Source organism: Streptomyces cathayae (genome assembly GCF_029760955.1).
Classification (GTDB): Bacteria; Actinomycetota; Actinomycetes; order Streptomycetales; family Streptomycetaceae; genus Streptomyces; species Streptomyces cathayae.
On record NZ_CP121682.1, the window covers coordinates 7,119,941 to 7,135,853 of the forward strand.

Genomic DNA, 15,913 nt, shown 5'->3' on the forward strand with positions numbered 1-15,913 from the left:
GCGTTCAACCGCGCCGCGTGCATGCACCGGCCCGGATCCACGCGCTCGGCTCCGCCCGCTCGGCCCCACCCGTCCGCCGCGCCCCGGAAACGGACGCCGACGTGACCTGTCGGGGGCCGGAACCGGTCGCTAGGCTGGCCGCGGACGACGGACATCGGGAGGAGCACGGACGTGGCCGACAGCACCACCCAGCAGCGACCGCTCACCGGCTGGGACAAGCCCGACCTGGACCTCAGCAACGCGCAGTGGCAGCCCGGCAGCCGAGGCCTGGGGGATGTCCAGATCGCCTTCGTGGAGGGTTTCATCGCCCTGCGCAACAGCGGCCGCCCGCAGAGTCCTTCACTGATCTTCACCCCGGCCGAGTGGGGTGCGTTCGTGTCGGGGGCCCGGGAGGGGGAGTTCGACCTGACGTGAGCAGGGCGCGCACGCCCCGCCGCGGAGCGGAACGACCGCGGGCCGGGTGGGGCCGTCGGTCCTTCCGGACGGACGGCCGGGGGTACCCTTCCGGGACCGGGCCCGAGCCAGGCCGGCCCGGGAACATGCGGGTCGTGGTCCGGAAGTGAGGAACCCCATGAGCACCCAGCCGGTCGTCGCGGCGGTCGACGGTTCGGACGACAGTCTGCGCGCCCTGGAGTGGGCCGTCGACGCCGCGCGCCGGCGTGCGGCCCCGCTGAGGGTGGTGCACGTCCGTCAGTACGCCGCCTGGGGCCAGCCCGAGGTGCTGGCCGCCGGACCGCCCGCCCCCGAGGAGGACCCGGTCCTCGATCTGGTCCGCGCACGGCTGGCGGGACGGACCGGGCTCCCCGCCGTCGAGTTCGTCGCCCTGGACGGGGCTCCCGGCGCCCTCCTCCCCGAACTCGGCACCACCGCGCAGCTGCTGGTGCTCGGCTCCCGGGGCCGCGGCGGGTTCGCCAGTCTGCTGCTCGGCTCCAACTCCCTGGCCGCGGCCCGGGACGCCGAATGCCCCGTCGTCGTGGTGCCCCGGCCCGGACGGGGGGCCGGGACCGGAACCGACACGCCCGCCGTCACCGACAGGCCCGCCGGCACCGACGAGGCCGGCCCGTTCGTGGTCGTCGGACTGAACGTCGACAGCCCCGACGAGGCCACCCTCGCCCACGCCTTCGACGAAGCCGCCCTGCGCGACGCCCGGCTCCGGATCGTCGCCGCCTACCCGTGGCCCCCGCAGACCTGGATGCTGCCCGGGGAGATGCCGGCGCCGCAGATCGACCAGGGCGCCGTCGAGCACGAGTCCCGGACCCTCGCCCGCGGATGCCTCGCCCCGCACCGCGAACGGCACCCCGAAGTCGTCACCGAGCTCCTGGTACTGCCCGGTGACGCCGCCGGACACCTGGTCGCGGCCTCCGAGAACGCCGAACTGGTCGTCGTGGGGCGCCACCGGCGACGCCTGCTGGCACCGGCCCGCATGATGGGTTCCGTCACCCAGGCCGTCCTGCTGCACGCGGCCGGCCCCGTGGCGGTCGTGCCGCCGGCACCCCCGGAGGAGTAGCTCCCGGGGCGTGCCCGCCCGGGGGAGTGGCGGGCGTCGCCCGGCCGCCCGTCGGCGGGTGCGGGCACGTACCATTGCGGCATGTCGTTCCTCCGCCGCCGCAGCGCCACTCCCGCCGGGCCCGACTTCGACGTACTGGCCATGGACCCGGGCGACTGGCCCGGGAACCTGGGCGCCGGCCTGCTGCCCGCCCCCGACGGTACCTGCCAGGGCGTCTTCCTGCGCTACGACCTGTTCGGCGGTCGTGGCCCCGCCATGATCATCGGAAATCTGCCGGAGGGCTCCGCTGCCCGGGAGGTCGCCGAGGACGAGGTCCCCTTCGAGGTGGCACAGCTGCTGCTGGCGCTGGAGAACGACGAGGAGGTGACCGTCGTCGGCACCGAGGACGTGCCCGTCATGCAGGGCGACAACCTGCTGATCGTGCGCCGCGTGAAGCTCTCCGAGAGCCGGATCTCCTGCGTGCAGTTCGACCGCAGCGACAACGTCCTGGTCACCATCGCCGCCTGGGACCGTCCCATCACCGACGACCTGTACACCCTCCTCAAGCCGCTGCCCGCGGAACTGTTCCAGCAGGGCTGACCCGGACCGGCTGATGCGTTTTCGCCCCGGTCCCGGCCCTTCCCCGGCCGGGGAAGAGGCCAGGACCGGCCGGTGCTACGAGGACTTCACCGTCACGTCCGCCGCCCGTACGAAGGCGATCCGGTGGCCGTACTGGATCTGGTGGTACAGATCCTCGCCCCGGACCACCCGGTGCGAGGCCTCGTCGAAGGTCACCGCGTACAGGTACTCGCCGGGCACCTCGCCCGCGGTGACGTACTCCTGGCCCTTCGGCAGCCGGTACGGCAGCGGGGACACCTTCTGCACGGGCACCTCCGCCGGATAGGCGGCCTCCTCCGGGTAGGCACGCCCGTACACCGGCACGGAGTCCAGCCCCTGCCTCGGGGTCACGACCCGGCCCGCGGCGGGCACCGCGGTGGGCCGCTCCCGAGGGTTGCTGAACCAGGCCTTCTGCCCCAGGTACCAGATGGCGGTCCACTCGCCCCACCGGTCGGCCACCGCGTACTGCTGGCCGGTCGACACCCGTGAGGACAGGTCGTTCACCCCGGTCGTCGGGGTCGAACCCAGAGCGCCGTCCCTGATCAGGGCGGACTTCTCGTCGTGGTCGGAGTACAGGCGCACCGCGCTGGACCCGTGCGCCGCGCACGGCTCGCCGGCGCTCCCGCAGCCCGTGAACACCGGGCCGTGGGCGGCGTGGTCGGGACGGATCGTCACCAGTGCGCCGTCCTCGCCGGCGGTGGCCCCGAAGGGCCGGCCCAGCAGCGCGAAGTAGTGCGCCCAGTCCCAGTAGGGCCCCGGATCGGTGTGCATGCCGGACACGGCCTCCGTGGTCGGGCCGGGCACGGTGTCGTGACCCAGGATGTGCTGCCGGTCCAGGGGGATGTCGTACTTCTCGGCGAGATACCGCACCAGGCGGGCCGAGGAACGGTACATCGCCTCGGTGTACCAGGCGTCGGGCTCCGCCAGGAAGCCCTCGTGCTCCAGCCCGATCGACCCGGCGTTGACGTACCAGTTGCCCGCGTGCCAGGCGATGTCCTCGGCCTTCACATGCTGGGCGATGTGACCGTCGGTCGAGCGCAGACTGTAGTTCCACGACACATAGGTGGGATCCCGCACCATATCGAGTACGCCTTCCCAGGCACCCTCGGTGTCATGGACGACGATGTACCGGACAGGGTGCGAGACAGGCCGGTTCCCCCGGTCGTGGTTGCCGTAGTCGCCGTCCCCGAACTGCTCGTACGGTGCCGGGACCCACTCGCAGGACACCGCCTCGGGACACTCCGTCGCGGTGGTGGAGGCGGTACGCAGACCGGCGCGGGCCAGTACGGACCGGTCCGGGACGAGGCCCGCGCGGGCGGCCAGGGAGACCTCTTGTCCCGCGTCCGTGACGCGCCGCGCACCGGCGCGGATCACCTCGTAGACGTCGTTCGCGTACGCCGCCGCCGACGCCGTGTCGTCCGCGCCGGAGAAACGGGCCACCGCGCCGTACCAGTCGGCCGGGTCCTCGCTCGGCGGCCGGCCCAGCTCCCGCTGGGCCTCGGCCAGCAGCGCGGCGCCGCCCGCCACGTTCGCGGCCGGGTCCGCACGCAGCCGCGCGGCGCTCAGCCCGGTCAGCCCGGCCGCCCTCGGCAGGGTGGCCAGACGGTCCGGGACCGCACCGGCGCGCGACAGCCGCGCGTCGAGGCGCAGCGCCTCGGCACGCCGTTTCCCGGGCCGCAGCACGGGGCGGACGTCGTCAGCCCGGGGATCCCCCGCCCCCTCGTCGTGCTGTGATGTCGCCGCCGCCAGCGCGGTACGCGCGTCCGTGAGGTGCATCGGGCCGTAGCCGCCGGTCACACTCGGCGCTCCGGTGTGCGTGTCCCAGCGGGACTGGAGGTAGGAGACGCCCAGCAGCACGCTCCGCGGCACCTCGTACGCGGCGGCCGCGGCACTGAACGCCTGCTGCAGCCGGGTCGCGTCCGGTGGGGCCGGGCCGGGCCGGGCCCCGGACGGGGCCGCGCCGAGCAGCGGCAGCATGAGCGCGGCGGCGGCCAGGGCGCCGGTGGTACGACGGGAACGGCGATGCCCGGCCGCCGCACGGCCGGGTTCGGTGGGGGGAGAGCCTCGCAACACAGTCTCCTGGGGACGATCGGTCGGGACGAACCGTGCGGGGTCGGCGGTCGGATGGTGTTACCGGCCTGCCGATGATCCGTCAATCATGCCCAGAAGAAGCGATATTCCCCGGCAATCCGGGCCGCGGGTCGTGGCGGCGAGCCAGGGCCGCGGCGCGCTCGGAACGCGGGGAACGCGCGGGGACGGGTGAGAGGTCCGCGGCGTCTTCCGAAGGGGAGCGCCGCGGACCTCTCACCCGTCCCGGTCAGCGAGTGCCGACCGCCGCGCGCACGGCCCGGCGGGCCAGCTGGCAGTCGTCGTGCAGGCGCCGCAGCAGCAGCCGCTGCTCCTCGCCGGACGGCAGAACGCCCTGCTGGGCCGGGCCCGGCCCCACCGGGCCCCCCTCGCGCATCGAACGCTGCACGGCCGTCTCGTAGGTACGGATCTCACGCGTCAGCACCAGCATCAGGTTCACCAGGAACGCGTCGCGCGAGGCGTGGCCCGCCGACTGCGCGATCTGGCTGATCTGCCGCCGGGCCCCCGGCGCGTCCCCGAGCACCGCCCACAGGGTCGCCAGGTCGTAGCCCGGCAGGTACCAGCCCGCGTGCTCCCAGTCCACCAGCACGGGACCGGACGGTGAGATCAGGATGTTGGAGAGCAGCGCGTCGCCGTGGCAGAACTGGCCCATGCCCTGGCGCCCGGCCGCGTGCGCGATGCCGTGCAGCAGTTTCTGCAGATCGCCCATGTCCCGGTCGGTGAGCAGGCCCAGCTCGTGGTAGCGGGCGATCCGCGCCGCGTAGTCCAGCGGGGCGTCGAAGGTCCCGGCCGGCGGGCGCCATCCGTTCAGCCGGCAGATCGCGCCGAGTGCCGCCTTGATGTCCGCTCGCGGTGGTGCCTCCACCGGGTGCCGCTGGAGGGCTGCCACCCGGCCGGGCATCCGCTCGATCACCAGGGTGCAGTTGTCCGGGTCCGCCGCGATCAACCGGGGCGCCCGCACGGGGGGGCGGTGCCGGACGAACGAGCGGTATGCCGCTATCTCGTGCCGGAACCGCTCGGACCAGACGGGGGAGTGGTCCGTTAAGCACTTGGCCACCGCGGTGCTCCGGCCGGTCGTCCCGACCAGGAGGATGGACCGGCCGCTGCGGCGCAGCACCTGCACCGGTGCGAACTCCGGACAGATGCGGTGCACCGACGCGATCGCCGTGCGCAACTGGGCGCCCTGGGGACCGGACAGGTCGAGCCTGCCGCTGAGCGGCTGGGGTCCGGCGCCCGGAGCGCGCCGCACCGCGCCCGGCCCCGGCACGGTGGCCGCCGGGCGCGCGGGGGAGAGGTAGGGGCCGTTGTCCGACGGACGCGGACGCAGTGGCCTGGGCGGTGCGGACACGGAGGACGATGCTGCGTACATGGGCGATACAGATCCCTTCGTGTGCCTGCGACGTCATCGCGCCACCCGGCCCGGCCGGCCCAGGCGCACCCTGGGGAATGCCCCCGGCGGAGACCGGGTCGTGGTGGCGCGTTCCTACTCGACACCCGATGCCCCCTGGCACACCATCTGGCGAACCCTGGCGAACCCTGGCGAATAGTCGCCCGGCAACTCGCCCGGGGCTACTGTCAACTCAGCCGAGAACCTGGGGGCTTGACGTGAGCGGACAACCCAACACCCGGCTCTCGGACCTGTTCGGCCTGGCCGGCTGGTCCAAGGGCGAACTCGCGAGGCTGGTCAACCGGCAGGCGGCGGCCATGGGCCACCCCCAGCTGGCGACCGACACCTCCCGGGTGCGGCGGTGGATCGACATGGGAGAGATCCCGCGCGATCCCGTGCCGCGGGTGCTGGCGGCCCTGTTCACCGAGCGTCTCGGCCGTGTCGTGACCATCGAGGATCTCGGTCTGGTCCGGCACGGGCGTGCGGGGAAACGGCCACGCGGCGGGAGTGCGGAACATCCCGACGGAGTGCCGTGGGCGCCCGAGCGGACAGCCGAGGTCCTCACCGAATTCACGGGAATGGACCTCATGCTCAACCGACGCGGCTTGGTGGGCGCGGGCGCCGCGCTCTCCGCCGGATCCGCACTCAGCAGCGCCATGCACGACTGGCTGCACACCGATCCGGCACTGACCACCGACGCTCCCCGAATCGACCATCCGCTGCACGCCGACTCCGTCGGGTTCGACCGCTACGAGGCCGCTCCCATCGGGTCTCAGGAGATCGAGGAACTCGAGCGCTCCGTGGAGGTGTTCCGCGCCTGGGACGCCGCCCGGGGCGGCGGCCTCCAGCGCAAGGCGGTGGTCGGCCAGCTCAACGAGGTGGGCGGCATGCTTGCCTACCACCACCCGCCCCATCTCCAGCGGCGCCTGTGGGGCGTCGCCGCCAACCTCGCCGTCCTGGCGGGCTGGATGTCGCACGACGTGGGCCTGGAACCCACGGCCCAGAAGTACTTCGTCATCGCGGCGCACGCCGCCAGGGAGGGCGGTGACCGGCCGCGCGCGGGTGAGGCGCTGTCCCGTGCGGCCCGCCAGATGGTGCACCTGGGCCGGCCCGACGACGCCCTGGACCTGCTCAAGCTCGCCCAGTCCGGGTCGGGTGAGGAACTGCTGCCGCGCACCCGCGCGATGTTCCACACCATCGAGGCCTGGGCACAGGCGTCCCTGGGCAAAGGACAGGCGATGCGCCGCACCCTGGGCCGGGCCGAGGACCTGTTCGTCTCCGACCGGGGGGCGGATCTGGAACAGCCGGACTGGATGCAGACCTTCAAGGACGAGGATCTGTACGGCATGCAGGCCCTGGCCTACCGCACGCTGGCCGAGTTCGAGCCGGGCGCGGCCGCGCACGCCCAGCACTACGCGGAGAAGGCGCTGTCCCTGCGCGTCGACGGCCGGGAGCGGTCGAAGATCTTCGACCATCTCTCCATGGCCTCCGCCTGCTTCATCGCGGACGACCCGGAGCAGGCCGACCGGTACGCGCGTCTAGCGCTGATGTCGATGGGCTCCAACTCCTCGCGCCGCACCTGGGAGCGGCTGCGCCAGATGTACCGGCTCACCGCCGAGTACTCCTCGTACCCGAGGATCCAGGAACTGCGGGAGGAGATCAGGCAGGCTCTGCCGAGGCCCAGGGGGAGGGGCGGCAACAGCGCGCCGGCATGACGGAGTGGTGAGGGTTCTTCCTACGAGGTCACGCGGGCGACGAGCACGCAGGCCTCCTCCTCGCGCGGGGTGCCGCCGAACTCCCGCAGAACGACCGGCAGGCAGTCCTGCGCGGTGCGCTCCCCGGTGAACTGCGGTGCCAGCTCGAGGAGATGCCGGACGGTGGCGGCAGCGGACCGCCCGGGTGCCGGCCCGTAGGTGTGCAGCACCAGCACATCGCCGACTTCGAGGGTCTCCTCGGCCTGCCCGTAGCGGGCGGCCGGGGAGGCACCGGGCCGGTCACCCTCCGGGGCCTCCAGGGCGCGCCCCCTTCCGCCGCGGAACAGCAGCGGGACGGGGTGTCCGGCCCGCGCCCACACCAGCGAGCGGGTGTCGGGCCGGTAGTACAGGCAGAGGCCACTGCCGAGGGCCGGTTGCCCGGTGGCGTCGAGTAACCGGTCGAGGCAGGCCAGCAGCGGACCCGGTGCGGTGCCGGCCGTCGCCATGCCGCGCACCGCGCCGAGCAGCATCGTCACGCCCGACGACGGGCCGGCGCCCTGCCCGGTCAGCTCGCCGACGCTGAGCAGGGCGGTGCCGTCGGACAGTTCGAGGGCGTCGTACCAGGCACCCGCGGTCGGTGCCCCGGCAGGCGACGGGAGGTGCCGGGCGGCGAGGTCCAGGGTCCGGGGGCCCCGGTGCGGAAGGGGCAGGGATCCGTGCCACGGGGGAGGCACGGCTTCCGGCGGCTCGGTCACGGGCCGTTGCCCGGGTCGCGCCGCGGTCGGTCGCTGGTGGTGCAGCGATTCACGGGACTCGCTGACCGCCCGTCGGCAGCGGCGCAGTTCGCTGACGTCCCGCAGTACGGCCCACATCGAGGCGGTGCTGCCGTCGGCTCCGAGTACCGGTTCGCCCATCATGTGCACCGTCCGGACGCTGCCGTCGGGACGGTGCAGCCGGAACTCCCCGTCGATGGGCCGGGCGTCGACGAGACAGCCCGTGACCATCGCGGTGAGCCGCGGCCGGTCCTCGTCGTGCACGAGGGACGGCAGTTCGTCGAGGGTGAGCGGGGGAGCGGCCGGATCGCGGTCCAGGATGCGGTACAGCTCCCCGGACCAACTGGCCTCGTCCGTCAGCAGGTTCCACTCGGCGCTGCCGACCCGGCTGAGCACGGAATCGTGCGGGGGCGGTGCGGGGGGCGCGGACCGGGCCGGCGCCGGCACGGGCAGGGGGCCGTCCCGCAGCTGGGCCAGGTGCTCGTCCAGGTCGTTGAGCTGGTGCAGCGCCAGGTCGTACAGGGCGCGTTGCCAGCGGTCCTTCGGGTCCGAGACGTCGGCCGCGGTGTCGCGCCGTACGGCGTCCACGTCGCCCCTGAGCCGCCGGGTCTGCGAGATGAGCGCGTCGACCGGGCCGCGTCCTGGCGGCTGGACGGCTGAGCGGTCCGCGGAGAGGGGGGACGGCATGACGCACTCCGATGTGGGACGGTTCGGGCCAGAGACGGACGGAGGGACCGTTACGACTGTGGCACAGCACGCCACGCGCTGTAAGGGATTCGGCAAGACGCCCCAAGGCCATGACGGTGGCATATGCCACCGTCTTCGTGGAGTTACCCGGAGGTAGGTGCCGGATGCCCGTTGGTTGGATCAACTCCGTTGGTACGCAGGTTACTTGAAGGTGCGTGCGGCGCCCGTCCGTCGTTCACTCACCTGTTCGACGGACGGGCGTCCGTCCGTACTCAGTAGCGCAGTACGCCCGCGATCCGGTCTGTGTTCCCCAGTGTCCCGTCCGGGACGAAGCGGACCTCGGCGCCGGTCTCCAGGCACTGCTCGACGATCTCGTCCACGATGTCCTCGCGGGCGTCCAGGTCGCCGGTCTCGGCGAAGACCAGATGCTCACCCATGTCGCGCACGGTCACCCGGAAGTTCTCCTCGACGGCCAGCAGCCGGATCCGGCCGTCCCGGGCGTTCTGCCACATCTCGTCGACGCCGGCCGCGAACTCCTTGCGCCCGCGGGCCGTCTCCAGGGCCCGGACGACCTCCTCGGTGCTCTTGCGCGCTTCGCTCTCCAGCGCCGGACGCAGGGCCTGCCACACCGCGTCGGGCGTGCCGTGCGCGAGCCCGCCGTGCTGGACGTGCACCGCCTCCCGGGCCACGCCGCCCACCTCGCCCAGCAGGGACAGCGCGGCCGGCTCGCCGGTGACGTACAGGGGCCGGGGATGCTCACGCAGCACCGCGCGCATCGCGGTGTCGGTCTCGCGCAGGAACCGGCGGGTGTCCTCGTCCCGGTAGGAGCTCGGCTGGTCACCGATCCGCTCCAGGCGCTCGGGGTCGAAGTTCTCCGTGCTCCGCACCAGCGGGAAGGCGCCGAGGTGCTCCTCGGTGACCCGGTCCACGCCGCCGCTCCACAGCGTGGCCCGGTCGGGGGAGAGCGACAGCGCCCAGAAGGGGCGCTCCGCCGTGTGGGCGGACACCAGGTTGCGGGTGAGGAAGGTGTCCGAGAGCACCACGCGCTCCGGTACGGAACGGGCGAGCGACCACACCTGGTGCTCACCCGGAGCGGCGAAGATGACCAGCCCGTCCTCGGCGTGCGCCAGATCGACCTCGGCCAGCGCCCGGTCGAGCTGCAGGGTGACCTCGCTGCGCCGGTCCCGGGTGACCGCGGGATCGGCCTCCAGCTGTTTCTTGGCCTCGGCCACCATATTGCGCAGCCGTACCGGATCCTGGGCGTTGAGGGGATCGCGCCGGTGGGTCGGCGTCAGCACCGACACCGCGGGGTAGGGGCGCGGGCGACGAAGCTCGGCAAGGGTCGCGGGACTCAGATCGTGCTCCATGAGAGCACCATAGAGCCGATTCACCGAGAGGGCATTTGGGGCGATCCGGTCGTCGCCGTCCCGCGGGCGGACTCACCCACGGGAGTCGTCCTCGGGGCCGCACGAGCTGCCGCTGGGCGGCAGCGAACCGTAGAGCAGGAAGTCCTCGACCTTCCGGCGCACGCAGTCGGACGATCCGTAGCCGGTGTGGCCCTCGCCCCGGTTGTCCAGCACCACCGCCGAGGAGCCGAGCCGCTCGGCCGTCTCCACCGTCCACCGGTACGGCGTGGCCGGGTCGCCCCGCGTGCCGACCAGCAGCATCTTCGGAGTGTCGACGTTCTTGACCTCCTCGCGGATGTAGTCGGTCCCCCGGGGGCGGCCGTGGCACATCAGCACCTGGGCGAGCCGGTAGCGGCCGAAGACCGGTGAGGCCTTCTCGTAGGCGGTGCGCAGCCGGGAGAGGTCCCGGGTCACCTGCTCGGCGGCCGGGCGGTCGGGATCGTCCGCGCAGTTCACCGCCATCAGCGCGGCGGGGAGGTTGTCCAGGGGGACGTCCTCCTCGTCGACGAGCGGGTCGTTCTCCCGCTGCGGCACGGGGAGCGTCACCCCGCCGGTGGCGAAGGCCTCCACCCCGCGTGTGTCCCCGTCCTCCATCAGCTGTGCGAGCGCCCGTTGCAGCAACGGCCACAGTTCCCTGCTGTAGAGGCCCTGCGCCATGGCGCCCGCGAGGTCCTGCCCGGCGAACTCGTGGCCGAAGTCCGTCGGTACCGGGTCCTCGTCGAGCGAGGCGACCAGCTTCACGGCCAACTCCCGTGCTCCGCGCGGGTCCTGACCGAACGGGCAGGCGATGTCCTTGGTGCACCAGGTCAGGAAGTGATCGAGCGCGAGCTGCTGTCCCCGGACGCTCGCCAGCCCTTGCTCGGCCAGTGGTTCGGTCAGGGTGTCCACCCCGTCCAGTACCAACCGGCCCACTCTCTCGGGGAATCGGGCAGCGTACACCGAGGCCAGCCGGGTTCCGTAGGAGAACCCCAGGTAGGTGAGCTTCTTGTCGCCGAGCACCTCGCGCAGCACGTCCAGGTCCCGGGCGACGTTCACGGTGCCGATGTGCGGGAGCACCGGGCCCGAGCGCTCGGCGCACTCGGCGGCCACCACGCGCAACCGGGCGAGTACGTCCCGCGGGTCGGACACGCCCTCGCCGCCGGTCGCCTCCAGCGCCTGACCGGTGGCCTGGATGCCGCAGCTGACCGGTGAGGAGCGGCCGACACCGCGAGGGTCGAAGGACACCACGTCGTACCCGTCGGTGAGACCCATGAACTCCTTGCCGGCATGGGCGAGTCCGAGGACGCCCGAACCCCCCGGCCCGCCGAAGTTCAGCACCACCGAGCCACGCGGGTCGCCGGTGCCCCGGTAGCGGGCGAGAGCCAGGTCGAGGGAGCCCTTGTCGGGCTCGGCGTAGTCGACGGGGACGGTGATCTTCCCGCACTGCAGGTCCTTGGGCGTGTCCATGCTCTTGCACGCCGACCATGTGATCTTCTGGTCGTAGAACCGGTCGAGGTCCCCGTCCGCGGCAGCGGCGGCCGGGAGGCCCGCGCTCAGCAGGACCAGTCCGATTGCTCCGGTGACCGCGCGGCGCCGGACCGGGGGTCGCGTTGACGGCTTGGCCAGCATCGATGCCTCCAGGGACGCCCCAGAGCGGACCGGACACGGCGCCCTCGATCACCATAAGGGGACCCCGCAGGCCCCGCCTGTCGGCCGGACGGCCCTGGGCTGCGGCGGGCCCGGCCGCTCAGCCGCGGGCGCTGTGGAACCTCCTGTGCAGCTCCCTTACCGCCTCCGTCAGTTCGGGAACCGGGCCGTCCACGGTCACGTCCGGTGCGATCTCGGCGACGGGCAGCGGCCGCACCGGTGGAGCGGGCACGTCCAGCTCGGCGAGCCAGGTCAGCAACTGCGCCGAGGAGGCGACGTAGACGATCCGGCCGAGGCCGACCCAGGCGTGCGCCGCCGCACACATCGGACAGTGCTCGCCGGAGGTGTACACCGTGGCGGCGGCCCGTTCCCCGGGCGTCATGTGGGCGGCCGACCAGCGCGCCAGCTCGAACTCGGGGTGCCGGGTGCGGTCCCCGGCGGCCGTCCGGTTGCGGTCCTCGGCGAGCACGGACCCGTCGCCGGCCACCAGGACCGAACCGAACGGATCGTCCCCGGCGTCCAGCGCCTCGGTCGCCAGCTCGACGCAGCGACGCAGGTGGGGCAGTTCAACATCCTCGACAGTCACGGGTGCCGCCCTTCTCACGACCACGGCTCGATCACCGGTCACGGCAACCTTAGGCGCACACGATCACGGACGCGAAGCCGGTGTGCCGGTGCCCCGTAAACCCGTTGCCCGGGCGCCGGGCCGGTGCTGGAGTGGGCGGTATGGACCACGCCGCGGTACTCGCCCTGTTCGACCGTGACCTGCGCGAAGGAGCGAGGCCCGACGGCCCCGGGGCCCGCGTCGAGCGCACCGGCCGTGTGGTGCGGCAGACCGCACCGCGACACGGCTGGAACGGCGTCGTCTGGTCCGCCCTGGACGACACGGACGCGGACGCGGCGATCGCCGGACAGATCGCCCACTTCACCGGGCTGGGCCGTGGGTTCGAATGGAAGCTGTACGGCCATGACCTGCCGGTGGACCTCGGGCAGCGGCTCGTGGCGTCCGGGTTCACGCCCGGACCGGAGGAGACGCTGATGGTCGGCGAGATCGACGAGCTGCTCCTCGGCGCCGGGCAGGCTGTGCTGCCCGAGGGCGTCCGCGTCGTCCCCGTCACCGACCGGGCCGGTGTCGATCTCATGGCCGAGGTGCACGAGAAGGCCTTCCACGCCGACGCGTCCTGGCTGCGCCACCGGCTGTCGGCCCGGCTCGCCGCCGAGCCCGGCACCGTTGTCGCCGTGGTGGCCCTGGCGGGCCGGGAGCCGGTGAGCGCGGCCCGGATGGAGCTCGTGCCGGGCACCCGGTTCGCCGGGCTCTGGGGCGGCGGCACCGTCGAGGCCTGGCGGGGCAGGGGCGTCTACCGGGCGCTGGTGGCCCACCGGGCCCGCGTCGCCGCCGAGCGCGGCTGCCGTTACCTCCAGGTCGACGCGTCCGGGCAGAGCCGCCCGGTCCTCGAGCGTCTGGGCTTCGTCCCGCTGGGCACGACGACACCGTATGCGTACGTCCCGTAGGGCCGTCGGGCTCACGGGTTCTCCGTACCGCCATCCGGCCGGGGACCTTCGCCGGGAGGACGGACGGGTCCGGCGGGCCGCACCCCTGGGGTGCGGCCCGCCGGACCCGTCCTGTGCCCGTACGCCGTCCCGGGCCGCCGCACCGGCCGGTCAGCGCGGGGCTTTCGCACGGTCCAGCGCGGCCACCCCGAGTGCGGCGAGGCCGATCTGGATGAGCCACTCGATCCAGTCGACGCCCTTGGTGTCGGCCACTCCGAGCGCCGTGGCGAGCGCCGAGCCGATCAGTGCGGCGACGATGCCGACGAGGATCGTCCACAGCACCCCGATGCGCTGACGCCCGGGGACCACGAGCCGGCCCAGGACGCCGATGACGATACCGATGACGATGGCACTGATGATGCCGCCGATCTCCATTTCGCCCCTCCTTCTCAAAACCCCCGCTGAAGGACGTGTGCCCCCGCTCGGCGGCGGCAGTCGCCCGTGCCGGGGAGGGCCGGTACGGGCAGGGCGGGGCCCGGCCCGCACAGGACGCGGACCGGGCCCCGCCCTCGGTCCCTTTCCGGCCGCGATCAGGTCCTGGAGGTGCTCCTGGCCGCCGTGGCGACGCACATGACGCCGAGCAGCAGGGTCAGCGCGCCGATGACGACGTTGTTCCAGATGACGCCTGCGTCCGGACCGGTGCCGACGATCCACGGCGAGATGATCATCCACATGCCGAGGGCGCACATGGCTCCGCTGAGGCCGTACATGCGCGCCGGGGCGGCGGCGAACCCGATGCCGAGCAGGCTGATCGCGATGCCGACGATCAGGTTGTGGGGCACGAGCGCGGGCTGGCTCGTCGTGTAGTGGAGTATCCAGGGGGACACCGCGCAGTAGAGGCCGAGCAGGAACACCGGTCCGTCGACCAGCACCACGTCACGACCGCCGAGCATGCGGTCGTACCGCGCCCGCATTTCTGGAGCATCGGGGTGGCTGGTGATGTCACCGCGGGGATGCGAGACGTTGGCCATGAGTCGCCTCCTTCGACTAGCAGGATCGGCCGCTTACGGGTGGTATGCGGCAAACCTCGCTTGAGGTCATTCTGCTCTTATTTTTCCTTTATGTGTAGAGGTCGGGGCGGGGTGGTCCCCCCCCGGCCTGTCCCGACCCCCTCCGCGCCGCGGGCCCGGCCGGTGCCGCCGCCCGGCAGCCGGGCCCGGCCCGCGAAGGCGTCGTGCAGGGCCCGGGCCGCCGGCGGCGCATGCTCGCCCTGGGCGGAGGCGGCCGGGACGGGCTGGAGGTCCACCCCGGCCTCTGGGGCGGAGGAGTTCGTCCTCTCCGGCCACCCGCACCTGGAGGAGGCGTACTGGTTCGGCGAGGGCGTCCTGCCCCGCCTCGCCGCGCAGGGGCTGGGGCGGCACCCCTCCCGGGAGGAGGGGGGCGGAATCCGCAGTGTCCGCTCAAGTCACCTGCATGGGATGGGAGTTGACGCACAGTGCGGATGTGACGGAGACCGATGGGCCTCCCTGGGCAGGGGTAAAAGGGCTGGCCCGACTGCGGCTTGACTGGTACAGACCAATGCGGTTAAGTGTGCCCGACACCCCCCACCACGGCCGCCCCCCACACCGTGGCCGGCTCAACCGGCGTGCGTGCGGCGACAGTTCGCTCAAGCGTGTCCCCGCCCGGGAGCGGCCGTGTTTCGCAGAGGAGTTGATCCCTTGTCGAGACGCCGCATGTCCGCCGTGCTGGCCGCAGTCGTCATCGCCGGCAGCGCGCCGGTGCTGCTCCCGGCCGCGACCGCTTCCGCCGCTCCGGTGTCGGCCGCCGCCGCGTGCTCCAGCTATCCGAACTGGGTGGCCGGGCAGTGGTACAACGCCGGTGACATCGTCCGCTACAGCGACGGCCGCACCTACATCGCCGAGCACGCCAACCCGGGCTACGACCCGATCATCAGTACCTGGTACTGGGAGCCGTACTCCTGTGACAACGGCCCCGGAACGCCGGTCGGGAACTTCGTCGTGTCCGAGGCGCAGTTCAACCAGATGTTCCCGAACCGGAACTCCTTCTACACCTACAGCGGGCTGAAGGCGGCCCTGAGCGCCTACCCCGGCTTCGCCAACACGGGCAGCGACACGGTGAAGAAGCAGGAGGCCGCCGCCTTCCTGGCCAACGTCAGCCACGAGACCGGTGGTCTGGTGCACGTGGTCGAGCAGAACACGGCCAACTACTCGCACTACTGCGACTGGGGACAGCCGTACGGCTGCCCGGCCGGTCAGTCCGGCTACTACGGGCGCGGGCCGATCCAGCTGAGCTGGAACTTCAACTACAAGGCCGCGGGTGACGCGCTCGGCATCGATCTGCTGAACAACCCCTGGCTGGTGCAGAACGACGCGTCCGTCGCCTGGAAGACGGCCCTGTGGTACTGGAACACCCAGTCGGGTCCCGGCAGCATGACGGGGCACAACGCCATGGTCAACCAGGCCGGTTTCGGCCAGACGATCCGCAGCATCAACGGCTCCCTGGAGTGCGACGGCCGCAACCCGGCGCAGGTGCAGAGCAGGGTGACCACGTATCAGCAGTTCACCCAGATCCTCGGAACGTCACCCGGCGGCAACCTGTACTGCTGACGCAGGACCGCGGGGCGTGGTGTCATGCTC

General features: G+C 72.7%; 14 protein-coding genes and 1 pseudogene. 7 read left to right on the forward strand and 8 right to left on the reverse strand.

The annotated features are described in order from the left end of the window. Positions 1-171: 171 nt before the first annotated feature. The 3 genes from PYS65_RS32635 (at position 172) to PYS65_RS32645 (ending at position 2,086) form a co-directional block, all read left to right on the forward strand. Positions 172-414, forward strand: a complete 243-nt coding sequence (locus PYS65_RS32635) for a DUF397 domain-containing protein (protein ID WP_279337558.1) — start codon at positions 172-174, stop codon at positions 412-414. A gap of 157 nt (positions 415-571) precedes the next feature. Beyond that, the gene (locus PYS65_RS32640; RefSeq protein WP_279337559.1) at positions 572-1,507 is read left to right on the forward strand and encodes a universal stress protein; all 936 of its coding nucleotides are present in this window, start codon (positions 572-574) and stop codon (positions 1,505-1,507) included. A gap of 81 nt (positions 1,508-1,588) precedes the next feature. Next, positions 1,589-2,086, forward strand: coding sequence for a hypothetical protein (locus PYS65_RS32645; RefSeq protein ID WP_279337560.1), 498 nt, complete (start codon positions 1,589-1,591; stop codon positions 2,084-2,086). 75 nt (positions 2,087-2,161) lie between these two features. Here the strand turns inward: PYS65_RS32645 and PYS65_RS32650 are convergent, their stop codons facing one another. Continuing rightward, positions 2,162-4,174 (reverse strand): peptidoglycan recognition family protein, encoded by a 2,013-nt coding sequence (locus tag PYS65_RS32650; RefSeq protein ID WP_279337562.1) that lies wholly within the window; start codon positions 4,172-4,174, stop codon positions 2,162-2,164. A 247-nt stretch (positions 4,175-4,421) separates the two neighbouring features. Beyond that, positions 4,422-5,561, reverse strand: a complete 1,140-nt coding sequence (locus tag PYS65_RS32655) for an aminoglycoside phosphotransferase family protein (protein ID WP_279337563.1) — start codon at positions 5,559-5,561, stop codon at positions 4,422-4,424. 236 nt (positions 5,562-5,797) lie between these two features. On the opposite strand from PYS65_RS32655, the gene PYS65_RS32660 reads away from it, so the two are divergent. Further along, positions 5,798-7,294 (forward strand): DNA-binding protein NsdB, encoded by a 1,497-nt coding sequence (locus PYS65_RS32660; RefSeq protein WP_279337564.1) that lies wholly within the window; start codon positions 5,798-5,800, stop codon positions 7,292-7,294. A 20-nt stretch (positions 7,295-7,314) separates the two neighbouring features. Here PYS65_RS32660 and PYS65_RS32665 read toward each other — a convergent pair whose 3' ends face one another. The 4 genes from PYS65_RS32665 to PYS65_RS32680 all read right to left on the reverse strand — a co-directional run bounded on the left by PYS65_RS32665 (position 7,315) and on the right by PYS65_RS32680 (position 12,351). After that, positions 7,315-8,733: a PP2C family protein-serine/threonine phosphatase gene (locus PYS65_RS32665; protein ID WP_279337565.1), complete on the reverse strand. Its 1,419-nt coding sequence runs from the start codon at positions 8,731-8,733 to the stop codon at positions 7,315-7,317. A 272-nt stretch (positions 8,734-9,005) separates the two neighbouring features. Continuing rightward, a complete protein-coding gene (locus tag PYS65_RS32670) occupies positions 9,006-10,100 on the reverse strand; it encodes a baeRF3 domain-containing protein (protein ID WP_279337567.1) in 1,095 nt (364 codons plus the stop codon). Positions 10,101-10,172: 72 nt separating this feature from the next. Continuing rightward, positions 10,173-11,747, reverse strand: a complete 1,575-nt coding sequence (locus tag PYS65_RS32675) for an alpha/beta hydrolase (protein WP_279337568.1) — start codon at positions 11,745-11,747, stop codon at positions 10,173-10,175. 118 nt (positions 11,748-11,865) lie between these two features. Further along, complete coding sequence (locus PYS65_RS32680; protein WP_279337569.1) at positions 11,866-12,351, reverse strand: nucleoside deaminase; 486 nt, start codon at positions 12,349-12,351, stop codon at positions 11,866-11,868. Between the two features lie 140 nt (positions 12,352-12,491). On the opposite strand from PYS65_RS32680, the gene PYS65_RS32685 reads away from it, so the two are divergent. Beyond that, positions 12,492-13,277 (forward strand): GNAT family N-acetyltransferase, encoded by a 786-nt coding sequence (locus PYS65_RS32685; protein WP_279337570.1) that lies wholly within the window; start codon positions 12,492-12,494, stop codon positions 13,275-13,277. Between the two features lie 150 nt (positions 13,278-13,427). Here PYS65_RS32685 and PYS65_RS32690 read toward each other — a convergent pair whose 3' ends face one another. Both PYS65_RS32690 and PYS65_RS32695 read right to left on the reverse strand, forming a co-directional pair. Continuing rightward, positions 13,428-13,691, reverse strand: coding sequence for a GlsB/YeaQ/YmgE family stress response membrane protein (locus PYS65_RS32690; protein ID WP_279337571.1), 264 nt, complete (start codon positions 13,689-13,691; stop codon positions 13,428-13,430). Between the two features lie 155 nt (positions 13,692-13,846). Then, the gene (locus PYS65_RS32695; RefSeq protein ID WP_279337572.1) at positions 13,847-14,287 is read right to left on the reverse strand and encodes an SPW repeat protein; all 441 of its coding nucleotides are present in this window, start codon (positions 14,285-14,287) and stop codon (positions 13,847-13,849) included. A gap of 221 nt (positions 14,288-14,508) precedes the next feature. On the opposite strand from PYS65_RS32695, the pseudogene PYS65_RS32700 reads away from it, so the two are divergent. Both PYS65_RS32700 and PYS65_RS32705 read left to right on the forward strand, forming a co-directional pair. Then, positions 14,509-14,683 (forward strand): annotated as a pseudogene (locus tag PYS65_RS32700) (LLM class flavin-dependent oxidoreductase); the annotation flags it as partial. 291 nt (positions 14,684-14,974) lie between these two features. Next, a complete protein-coding gene (locus PYS65_RS32705) occupies positions 14,975-15,883 on the forward strand; it encodes a glycoside hydrolase family 19 protein (protein ID WP_279337573.1) in 909 nt (302 codons plus the stop codon). Positions 15,884-15,913: the final 30 nt, after the last annotated feature.